15 protein-coding genes are annotated in these 12,705 nt (G+C 61.4%); 6 read left to right on the plus strand and 9 right to left on the minus strand.

The window, feature by feature from the left end; all coding sequences use genetic code 11:
- The first annotated feature begins 76 nt into the window (after positions 1-76).
- Positions 77-973, plus strand: coding sequence for a 4-hydroxybenzoate polyprenyltransferase (locus tag SynPROS71_RS09990; RefSeq protein ID WP_186594851.1), 897 nt, complete (start codon positions 77-79; stop codon positions 971-973).
- Positions 973-1,893 (plus strand): LD-carboxypeptidase, encoded by a 921-nt coding sequence (locus tag SynPROS71_RS09995; RefSeq protein WP_186594852.1) that lies wholly within the window; start codon positions 973-975, stop codon positions 1,891-1,893. The genes SynPROS71_RS09990 and SynPROS71_RS09995 overlap by 1 nt, the downstream gene beginning before the upstream one ends.
- Here SynPROS71_RS09995 and ispD read toward each other — a convergent pair.
- On the minus strand, positions 1,884-2,555 hold the full coding sequence (gene ispD / locus SynPROS71_RS10000) for a 2-C-methyl-D-erythritol 4-phosphate cytidylyltransferase (protein ID WP_186598037.1): 672 nt from the start codon (positions 2,553-2,555) through the stop codon (positions 1,884-1,886). The genes SynPROS71_RS09995 and ispD overlap by 10 nt on opposite strands.
- 72 nt (positions 2,556-2,627) lie before the next feature.
- On the opposite strand from ispD, the gene SynPROS71_RS10005 reads away from it, so the two are divergent.
- Genes SynPROS71_RS10005 through fabG form a run of 3 tightly spaced genes read left to right on the plus strand, consistent with a single transcriptional unit; the run spans position 2,628 to position 5,376 of the window.
- A complete protein-coding gene (locus tag SynPROS71_RS10005; protein ID WP_186594853.1) occupies positions 2,628-3,455 on the plus strand; it encodes a glycosyltransferase family 9 protein in 828 nt (275 codons plus the stop codon).
- Positions 3,455-4,576 (plus strand): TrkA family potassium uptake protein, encoded by a 1,122-nt coding sequence (locus SynPROS71_RS10010; RefSeq protein WP_370586820.1) that lies wholly within the window; start codon positions 3,455-3,457, stop codon positions 4,574-4,576. The genes SynPROS71_RS10005 and SynPROS71_RS10010 overlap by 1 nt, the downstream gene beginning before the upstream one ends.
- 47 nt (positions 4,577-4,623) lie before the next feature.
- Positions 4,624-5,376 carry a 3-oxoacyl-[acyl-carrier-protein] reductase gene (gene fabG, locus SynPROS71_RS10015; protein WP_186594854.1) on the plus strand — a complete coding sequence of 251 codons (753 nt, stop codon included), beginning with the start codon at positions 4,624-4,626 and terminating at the stop codon, positions 5,374-5,376.
- A 27-nt stretch (positions 5,377-5,403) separates the two neighbouring features.
- Here the strand turns inward: fabG and SynPROS71_RS10020 are convergent, their stop codons facing one another.
- Complete coding sequence (locus SynPROS71_RS10020) at positions 5,404-5,592, minus strand: hypothetical protein (protein ID WP_186594855.1); 189 nt, start codon at positions 5,590-5,592, stop codon at positions 5,404-5,406.
- 129 nt (positions 5,593-5,721) lie between these two features.
- On the opposite strand from SynPROS71_RS10020, the gene groL reads away from it, so the two are divergent.
- On the plus strand, positions 5,722-7,392 hold the full coding sequence (gene groL / locus SynPROS71_RS10025) for a chaperonin GroEL (protein ID WP_186594856.1): 1,671 nt from the start codon (positions 5,722-5,724) through the stop codon (positions 7,390-7,392).
- 37 nt (positions 7,393-7,429) lie between these two features.
- Here the strand turns inward: groL and SynPROS71_RS10030 are convergent, their stop codons facing one another.
- Genes SynPROS71_RS10030 through SynPROS71_RS10060 form a run of 7 tightly spaced genes read right to left on the minus strand, consistent with a single transcriptional unit; the run spans position 7,430 to position 12,635 of the window.
- Positions 7,430-7,612, minus strand: a complete 183-nt coding sequence (locus SynPROS71_RS10030) for a hypothetical protein (RefSeq protein WP_186594857.1) — start codon at positions 7,610-7,612, stop codon at positions 7,430-7,432.
- Positions 7,613-7,630: 18 nt separating this feature from the next.
- Positions 7,631-8,320, minus strand: coding sequence for an N-acetylmannosamine-6-phosphate 2-epimerase (locus SynPROS71_RS10035; RefSeq protein ID WP_186594858.1), 690 nt, complete (start codon positions 8,318-8,320; stop codon positions 7,631-7,633).
- Positions 8,320-8,769 (minus strand): hypothetical protein, encoded by a 450-nt coding sequence (locus tag SynPROS71_RS10040; RefSeq protein ID WP_186594859.1) that lies wholly within the window; start codon positions 8,767-8,769, stop codon positions 8,320-8,322. The genes SynPROS71_RS10035 and SynPROS71_RS10040 overlap by 1 nt, the downstream gene beginning before the upstream one ends.
- A gap of 4 nt (positions 8,770-8,773) precedes the next feature.
- Complete coding sequence (locus SynPROS71_RS10045) at positions 8,774-9,631, minus strand: ABC transporter permease (RefSeq protein WP_186583169.1); 858 nt, start codon at positions 9,629-9,631, stop codon at positions 8,774-8,776.
- Between the two features lie 37 nt (positions 9,632-9,668).
- Positions 9,669-10,682 (minus strand): ATP-binding cassette domain-containing protein, encoded by a 1,014-nt coding sequence (locus tag SynPROS71_RS10050; RefSeq protein WP_186594861.1) that lies wholly within the window; start codon positions 10,680-10,682, stop codon positions 9,669-9,671.
- Positions 10,683-10,711: 29 nt separating this feature from the next.
- The gene (locus SynPROS71_RS10055) at positions 10,712-11,713 is read right to left on the minus strand and encodes a heme o synthase (RefSeq protein ID WP_186594862.1); all 1,002 of its coding nucleotides are present in this window, start codon (positions 11,711-11,713) and stop codon (positions 10,712-10,714) included.
- A complete protein-coding gene (locus SynPROS71_RS10060; RefSeq protein WP_186594864.1) occupies positions 11,706-12,635 on the minus strand; it encodes a heme A synthase in 930 nt (309 codons plus the stop codon). Before SynPROS71_RS10060 ends, SynPROS71_RS10055 begins: the two co-directional genes overlap by 8 nt.
- Between the last annotated feature and the right edge of the window lie 70 nt (positions 12,636-12,705).

Consider the following 12,705-nt stretch of genomic DNA (forward strand, 5'->3'; position numbering starts at 1 on the left):
GCCCACTCTGGCATCGGCACCAGGGGACGCCGGCGCTGATTAAGGTTTGAGAAATTCAAGTCCGTCAGCCCAGTCCGTGACCGGCACGCTCTCCTCCCGCCTCACGTCCCCCTGGGTGGCCCTGCTGCGCTGGAACAAACCCAGTGGCCGTCTGATTCTTCTCATTCCAGCCGGATGGAGTCTTTGGCTGAATCCAGCCGGAACACCATCCCTGCAGCTCATCCTCCAGATCCTGATCGGGGGGCTCGCTGTCAGTGCAGCAGGCTGCGTTGCCAACGACCTCTGGGACCAGAGAATTGACCGTGAAGTGGCACGTACCAGTCAAAGACCCTTAGCCCGTGGCGATCTCAACCGTGTGCAGGCCTTCACTCTGCTGGCCGTTCTGCTGACGCTGTCGCTGCTGGTGGTGATCAGCCTGCCTGCAGACGTGCGACTGCTCTGCCTCCAATTGGCGGTTTTGGCCTTGCCACCGATCCTCCTCTACCCCTCTGCCAAGCGCTGGTTTCCCTTTCCACAGGCCATCCTTGCGTTCTGCTGGGGCTTCGCCGTTCTGATTCCGTGGGCTGCAGCCACTGGGTCCCTCAGTCTCAGCCTGCCGCTGATTGCAACCTGGGGGGCGACACTCTGCTGGACCTTCAGCTTCGACACCGTCTACGCGATGGCGGACCGGCCTGACGACGCCACGCTCAAGCTGCGCAGCAGCGCATTGACCCTCGGGGATTCCGCCGTGAAGGTTGTACGCGCTGGCTATGGCCTGACGGCTGTAGGGCTCGCGATTGCCGCCGCAGCAACCCAAACGGGAGTGATCTTCTGGATCTTTTGGAGTGTGGCCTGCATCGGCTTCTGGCGTTCAACCCTTCCCTTGAAGGCGGAAGACCAGCAAGCCGCCTCGGTGTACGCCAAACATTTCGCCCGACAAGTGCAAATCGGCAGCTTGTTGCTCGCCGGGGTGGTCCTCAGCCGGCTGGGTTGATGCCACGCACGAAGGCTCCCATTGTTCAACCGCCGTCACTCAAGCGCGGCGACGCCGTTGCCATCACGGCGCCCAGTTCGGCTCTCCGCAACGACGACAGCCTGAAGCGTGGAATCGCCGTGTTCGAATCCTGGGGACTCGAGGTGCAACCCCATCAGCTTGATGGGCGGCACTGGGGCTATCTGGCTGGAACCGACCAGCAGCGCAGAGGCGACCTCGATCAGCAACCGACCCCATCCCTGTTGGCTTGCGCCCGCGGAGGTTGGGGAGCAGCACGGCTGCTCGAACACCCATGGCCTTGGAGCCCTGGCTGGCTGCTGGGGTTCTCCGACATCACATCCCTGCTCTGCTCAAGGCTTGCCCATGGCGTGGGAGGTGGCGTGCACGGACCCTTGGTCACAACGCTGGCCGATGAACCCGACTGGAGCCAGCACCGCCTCCAGGAACTGCTTTTCGAGCAGATAGCACCTGATCTCCAAGGGGAGACCTGGGTGGGAGGGACAGCCCAAGGCCCATTGATCACCGTCAATCTGACCGTGGCATCCCACCTATTGGGCAGTTCCCACTTGCCGGATCTGCGGGGCATGATCCTCGTGATCGAAGACGTGGGTGAAGCGCCTTACCGCCTGGACCGAATGCTGACGCACTGGCGACTGACAGGCACTCTTCAGGCTCTGGCGGGGATTGGACTGGGGCGGTTCAGTGGTTGTGACGATCCCAACCTGCCAGCCAACGCTGAAGAAACGTTCAGCCTGGAGCAGGTCCTGAAGGAGCGCACTGGCGATCTGGGCATTCCCGTGATTTCGGGATTGCCGGTTGGGCATGGCCCAGGAGGCAATGCAGCCCTGCCGATGGGCGTTCCAGCCAGGCTGGACGCAGACCGGGGAACACTGAGCCTTGAGCGTGCGAATCAGCGTTGAGCTAACACGGCCGCTGCCACGGTGAGATCGAAGGGTGTGGTCACCTTGATGTTTCCTGGCCCTGCATCGAGCACCCGCACCGGCCAGCCAAGACGCTCAAACAACGAGGCATCGTCCGTCACCACCCAGTTTCTGGCTCTCGCCTGGGCATGACCTTCACGCAGTTCTGACACCGAGAATCCTTGGGGCGTCTGGGCGGCCCAGAGCTCAGAACGATTGGGAGTGTCAGTGATCACGCCTTGGGAGTCCACACGCTTGATGGTGTCAGTCACCGGAGTCGCGGCAATGACCGCACCACCCTTCAGGAGTGCTTCCGCACAGCGATTGAACACCTGCGGAGACAGAAGACAACGAGCGCCGTCGTGAATGAGCACGTGGCGTGCATCCCCGGGCAGTGCCTGCAGACCTCGCTCCACCGACTCCTGACGCGTGCTGCCCCCTTCAATCCAGGTCACTGGTTGCCCGGCATGGTGAAACAAGGCCGCCATGGCGGGTTGGTCCACCGGTTGACCGATGACACCGATCCAATCGATGGACGCCGCAGCGCCGGCAGCCTCCAAGGTCCACGCAAGGACGGGTCGCCCATGCACAGCAAGCAAAAGCTTGTTGCGATCCGCCCCCATGCGCCGGCCACTGCCCGCGGCAGCAATCAACAGATGCACAAGCGACTCCTGCTGACAGCAGGCTGAAACGGCCTCCATACAATCAGCACGCACCACCTGTGCTGCCGCTTCATGCGCGTTCTTGCTCTCAGCCCCGGAAGCCTGCTGCAGCAGCTGGAGCGTCTTCCTGCCCTCGCAGCCGTCGCCGAACAGCTCGACGCCCAGATCCAGGTGGCCTGCGAGCCATCCCATCGGGCGCTGTGGAACTTACTTCCGTCGGTTGAGAAAGTGATCCCCTTCCCCTTTGCGGGAGATCCCAATCTCGCTGAGTGGGCCAACCTTCTCGGGCTCGTGCGCGAACCCGACTTCCAGGCCTGCCTCAATTTCGCGACCGGACGTCAGGTCAACCTGATGCTGTCGATGAGCCATATCCCCGTTCGTGTAGCGACCGAAGGGTTTTCGAGCACAGCCTTGGTGTCTCCGGACCAGGGATGGAAGCCCCAGGCACTCGCGGCGTATCTCCAACCGTTGGGCCTGTCCCTGAATGCGGACGACTTCCGCCTCAGCCTGCCCGCCGAAGCCATGGAGGCAGCCCGCCAGCGACAACCGCCCGGGGAGGGACCACTGCTGCTGTTGGCACCGGATGACGCCGCCAATGACTGGCCGGAAGAACGCTGGCAGTTGTTGCCCGAGAGGATTCGTGAGCGGTTGCCACAGCTGCGCTGCGAGGTTCTCACCCCTCAAGCACCGTTCGCGCAGCGTGCGGCAGCGGTGGCCTGCGCCGATGTTGTTCTCAGCAGCTCCGCGATCACCCAACTGCTAACGGCGTACTGCGGAGTCCCCCTCGTGGCGATGGGCGCCACTGCCGATGCCCTGCCCACAAGGGACGTCATCCGGGTCCTGCCTGGCGATCGTCAGGGCCTGAGCACCGAGGAGGTGATGAAAGCCCTCGGGTTCTGATGAACGAAGCGCGACGCCAACGGATGCCAGGCCGATTGAAAGCTGGTCAGCGTCGCCGCCATTTGCAGCTGCTGGCCCGCCCATGGCTGCTGCCGATCATGGCGCTCACGGCCGTGATTCTCGGTGGCGCCATTGGGTACCGCATCACCGAAGGCTGGGACTGGGGAGACTGCCTCTGGATGGTGCTGATCACCATCAGCACCATCGGCTACGGCGAGGTGGAGCCGTTGTCCCAGGCAGGACGTCTGGTGACCGTGCTGACCATCGCCGGCGGACTGTTGGTGGTCCAGCTCACGATCCAACGGGTGCTGGGACTGTCACAATCTGGCTACTTCCGCCAGCTACGGGAGATTCGATTTCGTCGGATGCTGCGGCGCATGCACGACCACGTGATCCTCTGTGGATATGGCCGGATCGGCAAGGAGATCGGTGAGCAGCTGCTGCTTGAGAACGTTCAGGTTCTTGTGGTGGAAATGGATCCAAAACGCCAGAGAGCTGCGCAGGAACGAGGACTGCAAGTCCTTCAGGCCGATGCAACGCTCGATGAAACGCTCCTAGAGGCAGGGCTCGACCGCTGCCGAAGCCTGGTGGCGGCACTACCGAGCAATGCCGCCAATCTGTACGTGGTTCTCAGCGCCAGGGGCCTGCGCAAAAACTGCCGGCTGATCGCCAGAGCCGACAGCGATGAGGCCGCCTCCAAACTGGAACTGGCGGGTGCGTCCGTGGTGGTGAGTCCCTACGTGGCAGGAGGCCGGGTGATGGCAGCCACGGCCCTGCGGCCCATCGCCGTTGACTTCATGGATCTGCTGGCTGGCTCTGACTGCGAAATCGAGGAGTTCCGATTGAGCCGGGATCCTCTGCTGATGAGCCACCTTTCCCATCGCAGCCTGGCGGAGCTTGCGCTGGATCGTCGCAGCGGCGCCATGCTGCTGGCCATTCGCGAAAACAGCACACTCACCGCCAATCCAAGCGGAAGCATGACTCTGGCGCCTGGACAGATGCTGGTGGTGATGGGCAGCCAAGATCAGTTGACTGCATTTAGGACGATCCTGGGGGACGCCCTCGACACTGTTGAAACCATGGGCGGGGTCGCCCACTTGAATGAACCGGCATCTGGATGAGGCCCGATTTGGGCTGATGTTTACGATCATTCGGCTGCAGAGATCGGATGAACCCAACCCGGACCCTCGATGGTCAGACCGCCCTCGTAACCGGTGCCAGCCGGGGAATCGGGCGTGCCGTGGCTCTGGCTCTGGCTGAATGCGGGGCGGAAGTGGTGGTGAATTACGCCAGCTCCCCGGATGCGGCCGAAGCCGTGGTGAAAGAGATCGAGAGCATGGGGGAAAAGGCCTATGCCCTTCAGGCCGACGTGGGCGATGAAGACGCCGTGGACGCACTGATCAAAACGGTGCTGGAGCGCAGTGGTCGCATCGATGTTCTGGTCAACAACGCAGGCATCACGCGCGACGGACTGCTGATGCGGATGAAATCCGCCGACTGGAACGCGGTGATCAATCTCAATCTCACCGGAGTGTTTCTCTGCACCCGCGCTGTGACCCGGCCGATGCTCAAGCAAAAAAGCGGTCGGATCATCAACATCACTTCAGTCGTTGGGCTGATGGGCAACGCAGGGCAGGCCAATTACGCCGCTGCTAAAGCCGGTGTGGTGGGCCTGACCCGCAGCGCTGCGAAGGAAATGGCCAGCCGGGGCATCACCGTGAATGCCGTGGCTCCGGGATTCATCGCCACCGACATGACCAAGGACCTTGAAGCCGAGGGCATTCTCACAGCCATTCCCCTCGGGACATTCGGAACCCCGGAACAGGTGGCAGGCGCGGTGCGCTTCCTTGCCGCTGATGCTGCAGCGGCGTACATCACCGGACAAGTTCTGCAGGTGGATGGCGGCATGGTGATGGGTTGAGCTCAATCCCTCGGAAGATCTCAACGTTCAGGGGGCTGCACCCGGTTCAAGCGGCTGCACCAACTCATCTCTGAGCCTGCGAATTTTCTGCAACAGCTTGTACCGGCGCCTTCGCTCCGTCAGGGTGAGAAAGATCCGAAGTGGCACATAGACCAGCGCCATGATCCCGGCCAGACCGGTCATCAGAACGAAGAACAGCGCGCCTGAATCGTTCATGGTTTAAAGCTACCGAGCAGTGTTCGTTCTGTCGGGCCTGAATGGAGAAAGATTCGGCTTTCCCCACTTCAAGAAGCGCCCAAGGCGCCCTGCCGCTGTGGGACATTGACCAACGGGTAAGTGTCACTCATGGCCAAACTTCTCAGTTTTTCGGATGAATCTCGCGCCGCACTGGAGCGAGGCATGAATGCTCTCGCCGATGCCGTGCGCGTCACGATCGGCCCCCGCGGACGCAACGTGGTGCTGGAGAAAAGCTTCGGAGCTCCCGATATCGTCAATGACGGCGACACGATCGCCAAAGAGATTGAGCTCGAAGATCCTTTCGAAAACATCGGGGCCAAGCTGATTCAACAGGTGGCGTCGAAAACGAAGGACAAAGCCGGTGATGGAACAACGACCGCGACCGTTTTGGCTCAGGCCATGGTCGAGGAAGGTCTACGCAACACCGCAGCTGGTGCCAGCCCGATCGAGCTCCGTCGCGGCATGGAGAAAGCGGTCGCTCAGATCGTCGAAGGGCTCGCCGAGCGCAGCCAGTCTGTGAGTGGGGATGCCATCCGGCAGGTGGCCACAGTGAGCGCCGGAGGCGATGAAGAAGTTGGTCGCATGGTGGCTGAAGCCATGGACAAGGTCACTGTTGACGGGGTGATCACCGTCGAGGAATCCAAGTCACTGGCCACGGAGCTGGAGGTGACCGAAGGAATGGCCTTTGATCGGGGTTACAGCTCGCCTTATTTCGTCACCGATGGTGATCGTCAGCTCTGTGAGTTCGAAAATGCCCTGCTGCTGCTGACCGATCGCAAGATCAGTGCCGTAGCTGATCTCGTTCCGGTTCTAGAGACGGTTCAAAAAACCGGATCTCCCCTGGTGATCCTTGCCGAGGAAGTCGACGGAGAGGCCCTGGCAACCCTCGTGGTGAACAAAAACCGCGGCGTGCTTCAGGTGGCTGCTGTGCGTGCACCCTCCTTCGGCGAGCGCCGCAAAGCCGCCCTCGCGGACATCGCCATCCTCACCGGTGGAACCGTGATCAGCGAAGACCGAGCGATGACGCTCGACAAGGTGACGCTGGAGGATCTCGGCCGCGTCCGTCGCATCACCATCAGCAAGGAAGAAACCACCATCGTCGCCAGCGAAGACAGCCGTGATGCCGTCGCTGAGCGCGTGGCGTCCATCCGCAGGGAATTGGAGAACACCGACTCCGAGTACGACCGCGAGAAGCTCAACGAGCGCATCGCCAAACTCGCCGGCGGTGTGGCCGTCATCAAGGTGGGGGCTCCGACGGAAACCGAGCTGAAGAACCGCAAACTGCGCATCGAAGATGCCCTCAATGCCACCAGAGCTGCTGTGGAGGAAGGCATCGTGGCCGGCGGTGGCAGCACATTGATCCAATTGGCCGGATCCCTGAGCGGGCTGGCTGATCAACTGCAAGGTGATCAGCGCACCGGGGTTGAGATTGTGCGTCGCGCTCTGAGCGCACCTCTCCGCCAGATCGCGATTAATGCAGGGGCCAATGGCGATGTGGTTGTTGAGCAGGTGCAGCGCACCGGCCAGGGCTTCAATGCACTCTCAGGTGCTTATGAAAACCTCCTCGAGGCTGGCATCCTCGACGCCGCCAAAGTGGTGAGGCTGGGCCTTCAGGATGCGGTTTCCATCGCGTCGCTGCTGATCACCACCGAAGTGGTGGTGGCCGACAAGCCCGAACCTCCTGCAGCTCCTGCACCCGGAGGCGATCCCATGGGTGGTATGGGCGGCATGGGCGGTATGGGTGGCATGGGCGGCATGGGCATGCCCGGAATGATGTGAGCCCGCTCACATCCGCCTGGCTCGCGTGATCTGATACTCAGAGAGCGCGAATCAGGCGGGCGTGAATACGGCACACCGCCAAGGCTTCTCGGGGTGGCTTACGGCAAAGCTGCCCCAACTCCCGATTGAGGGCCTGAAGCTCACCCATTGGCAGAGTGGCCATCGGCATCCCGAACACAAAACCGGTTATCACAACCGGAAGAACAAGCAGGCGATCCACGGCCGAGTCTCGCGGGACTCAAACAGTTTGCCTGGTGATGTGTTGGTGGTAAGACGCCACCTGAAGATCCACACCCGTGATTGCCGTACCCACCACCACTGCATCGGCACCCTCGCTGATGGCATCCCTGGCGGTCTGCGGGGACGCGATGCCTCCCTCACAGATCAACATTGTTTCCGGTGGAAGCTGAGCACGCAAAGGCTTCAACAGATGCAGGCCTGGTGGTCTCGAATCCCTGGTTGATTCGGTGTAACCAAACAGGGTGGTTCCGACCCAGTCGCATCCCAACGACGCGGCTCTCAAGCCATTCTCCACGCTGTCAACATCCGCCATCAACGGAGCCCCCAGTTCATCCTTGGCCCGTTTAACCAAATCCTCCAGCTCCTCAGCCTGCGGCCGGAACCGATCCGTTGCATCCAGTGCCACAACATCGGCACCAGCGCCCCAAATGGCCTTCACTTCGTGCCAACGCGGTGTGATGTAGACCGAGCTATCAGGCCAAGATCGCTTCCAAAGGCCAATGATCAAAGCCTTTGGACAGTGTTCGCGCACGGCAGCGACGTGCTCAGGGCTCTCCAACCTGACGCCAAGGGCACCGTTTCGGAGTGAGGCGTCGGCCATAGCAGCGATCACATCCGGATGGCGCATCGGCGAGCCTTCAGGAGCCTGAACTGAAACGATCAGGCCCTTGCTAAGGGGCAGAGTCATCAGGAGGCTTTGGGAAATTCATCGCTGGTCACTGGCGTGAGCCAGCGCCGCAGCCGCTGGGGGCTGGCTACCGGAACAGGAGCCGAAGCCGAAGCCGAGCGATTCTGCTCGAATGCATCCCCGCTGCTCTCATCCAAGGTGCGGGCCACATCATCAAGCGAGTCGCGCAGCAAGGCGGTGAACCGCCCGATTCCTGAGGGCGATTGATGGCGTTCCTGGGACACCTCAGCTGCGGGCTGCTCGATCTCCTGCTCGATCTCGATCTGGTGGATCTCAGGCTGAACCATGGGCCGATCGCCAGCGGGCAGGGAGGCCACGCCAAAACGATGCACCCACTGAAGTTCGAGACGCTGCAAACGCTCAGCATCGCCAACCTGCCGCGATTGCTCGATCTGACGCTGAAGCGTTGTTTGGCGAGGGTCCTGATGCTGGTAAGGAGAAAAAGTCACGGGATCAGGCGAGCTTGCGATTGAGCAGGGGACGAATGAGCAGAAACAGGCCGGCCGTCAGCAGAGTGAGCACAAGCAGACAGGTGGTGCCGGTCACAGAGCCGTAAGGAGCTTCCAGAAGAACGGAAGAAAGATCCAACGGACCGGCATAAGCGGCGCGGATCGGCTCTATCGCGAAGGTAAGGGGATTCAGTGCTGCTAGCCAGCCCAACCAGGGAGGCATAAAGCTGAGCGGAGCCAAGGCCGTACTCGCGAACAACAGGGGAAGGTTCGCCACGAAGATCACGGCGATCAGCTCGATATGGCCGGGAAGCGCGAAGGCGAGACCCAGACTCAAGGCAGTCACGGCAAACACGAGCAAGAGAAGGGTGACCATGACGAGCAGCAAGCCTGCAGCGCCTGGCCAGCCATAGCCGAGAAGGGAAGCGGTCACCATGATCGCCAGGCTCTGAACAAGGCTCAAGGTGGTGATGTAGATCACGGAGGCGAGCACGATGGAGCTACGGCTGCGCAACGGAGCCACAAGCAGACGATTGAGGAACCCGAATTCCCGGTCGAACATCACCGGCAAGCCGGCATTGAGAGCCCCGCTGAACGCTGTGAACACGATCACGCCAGCACCCAGGAAACGCCCGTAACTCATTCCTCCAGGCAGAAGGCCTTCCGGAGCTCGGGAAAACAAGGCACCGAAAAGCACCAGCCAGATCAATGGCTGCAGGATTCCCGCCACCAGCGTGGACGGTCGCCGCTGGAGTTGAACAAACAGCCTGCGGGTGAGTGCACCTGTCTCCTGAGCCAGCTCCGAAAAAGCGGAGCGTGGGTTCTGCTTTGGGGTGGAGAGATCGAGAACGGAGTTGGTCATGGATCAGAACAACGAAAAAGAGCAACCGCGAAAAGCTTCAACGCATCGACTGGCGACGCTCCTGCTTCGGATCACGCTGACCAGCCACCGCCAGTTCAGCGTCCATCAGGGTGCGCCCGGTGGCCTGAAGGTAAACATCATCCAGGCTCGGACGGCTCTGAGCCAGAGAGAAAACGGACAGATCGCTTTCACCCAGGCGTTGCTTGAGACGGGGGAGGACATGATCTCCGTCCACCACAAGATTGAGGGAATGCCCTTGGGCCCGATTGATCACAATCCGGCGAACACCCTCAACGGCATCCAGAAGCTCACGAATCTTCTCTGCCTCGGCCTGGTCACTGAATTCCCGCACGCGCAGAGTGACGCGATCACCTCCAAGGGCGCACTTGAGCTCCTCCGGTGACCCCTCAGCAATCACACGTCCTGCGTCGATGATCGCCATGCGTTCGGCCAAGGCCTCCACCTCCTCGAGGTAATGACTGCTGAGCAGGATGGTTGTGCCTTGATCTCTGAGGTCCTGGAGTACCTCCCAGATCACGGCGCGACTCTCGAGATCAAGACCGACGGTGGGCTCATCAAGCACCAGAAGGCGGGGAGAGTGCAGCAAGCCGGCGGCGAGATCCAAGCGTCGCCGCATCCCACCGGAATAGGTTCCGCAGCGCCGGTCGATCCAATCCTCCATCGACAGACGCCGAATCAGATCATCGATGCGCTGATTCCTCTCTGTTCTGGGCAGGTGATAGAGATCGCCCTGCAAAGCCAGCAGTTCACGACCTGTGAGGATTTTGTCAATCGCCACCTCCTGGGCGACATACCCCAGGATCTGACGCACCTGACGGGGGTTCTGCAATGCATCGACACCAGCCACGATGACCCGTCCGCTGTCGGGTGACAACAGCGTGGCGAGCACTCGCAACGTGGTGGTTTTTCCAGCCCCATTAGGACCAAGAAATCCGTAAAGGCAGCCTTCAGGAACCGCGAGCGTGAGATCCGTCAGAGCCGGAACCATCCCGTAGGACTTCACCAGATGATCCAGCTCAATCAGTGACATCCCGTCTTAGGAAACACGTGGGCCAAAATCTAGGCACTGATGCCGGGGAAACCGCTTGGGAAGGCGGCAATCCAGCCTCTCAGCTGGAGGTCGAACAATGCTGCGCCTGACTGACGGCTGAAGATCAGCAGCAAACAGATCCCGAAGAGATAGAGAATCGACCAGCGGAAGAGCCCTTTGGCGCGCTCAGTGCTGTCGGGTTCATCGGCGAGCCGTTCAACCATCTGCAGCAGCCTTCCATTAAATGGAAGCAAAAGCAGGCCATACAGCAGGCCCCCCTCCGGCAGGGCCCAAACCCCCAGAAAGCTAATGATCACCGTCGCCCAGCCGTAGCGACGAATGGCCCGTGTCGTCACCACTGGCCCCTTCACCACCGGCAGCATGGGAATGCCGACAGCGCGGTAATCCTCGCGCAGGAGTAGGGCCAGAGCCCAGAAATGGGCAGGAGTCCACACCATCACCAAGGCGAACAACCACCAGCCACCGAGACCAACATGACCGGTGGCGGCCGCAGCACCAACCAACGGAGGAATTGCCCCTGCTACCCCTCCAATCACGATGTTTTGCGGGGTCCGAGGCTTGAGGAGGGCGGTGTAGAGCAGCACGTAGCTGCACAGTCCAAGCAATGACAGGCCAGCAGCCAGACAATTCACCCCACTCACCAGCAGAGTTGCAGCCGCCAGGGCGCAGGAGACTGCGCCAGCAAACGCCGCAGTGGGAGACAAGCGACCCGATGGCAGGGCCCGGCCGCTGGTGCGTTGCATGCGGCCGTCGAGCTCTTGCTCCCAAAGACAATTCAGCACACCAGCAGCAGCGGCCGCCAGGGCACCCCCACCAAGAGTGCAAACCAGTCGAGGCGATGAAAGGGGCCAGCCTTCTGTGAGCGCCATTCCACCCAATGTGGTGGCCAGCAGAAGAGGAATCAGGCGAGGTTTGGCGACTTCCAACCAAGCAGGAAGCTTGATGCGTTTTCTCGATGGAACAACCTGCTCACGGGTGAGCGGGACTGCTGTGGCGGATGAACTAGCCATGACAAGTCTCCAGAGTTGATGAGTCGAGAACGACAGGACGGGGGGCCGAGGGCGAAGGAGGACGACGGCAGGTGAGAGCTGAAAGCACGGCCACCAAAAGACAGGCCACGAGCTGATGGCCCACGGTCAAGACCGGCTGGGACAGGCCCATGCGCAGCGTTGACACCCCGAGGGCGACCTGGGCTGCCACAAGACAAAGAGCCGTGAGCAACAGCGGCCATTGCTGCCGGGGCCAGCCACCGGAGAGCAGGGCGACAACAACAAAAAGACCAACGGTCAGCGCCACTGGAGTGGCGAAGGATCGATGCCAGTGCAGCCATTGGCAGGCCTGGCCGGCCTCCAGACAGCGTTGGGCGGCCCAGGAGGTCGCCATACGACCGCCCAGCAGGCTCTGCGTGGAGACGGCAATCACGCTGAGGCCGCCAAGCCAGGGCCACCAGCGAGGAGGAGGACTGGCCGTGGTTCCGCTAAGCAAAACCTGGGTAAGACCACTCACGGACATCACCAGGGTCAGAGCCAACGCCAGATGGGCGGTCACCACAGCCGAAGGCAACAGCTGAAGCACGGTGAGAGCCCCCAAGCCTCCCTGCAAAGCCACCATCAACACCAGTAGACCGCTGACAGGAAGCAGCCAGGTCGGCAGCGTGCGTCGGTACCACCACACGACCGCGAGCTGCACCAGCAGGGCAACGCCCACCACGAAGGCGTCAAGCCGGTGGAACCATTCCAGAAAAACCTGCAGATTCATCTGCCGGCCGGGAAGGAAAGTCCCGTAACAAAGCGGCCAGTCTGGGCAGGCCAGACCAGCCTCCATCACCCGGGTGGCGCCGCCAATGACCACCAGAGCCACGAGCGCCACCACAAGATGCGCGGCCAGCTGAGCGAGGCGGAGACGAATCGAATCCAACGACGATGCAGTCAACGCTGACCCCCAGAAGAACCAGTCATGTCCAAAACGTAGCGATCTGATTCAGAACGACACGCTCTATGCA

The sequence above is a fragment of the Synechococcus sp. PROS-7-1 genome, from assembly GCF_014279795.1.
GTDB lineage: Bacteria > Cyanobacteriota > Cyanobacteriia > PCC-6307 > Cyanobiaceae > Synechococcus_C.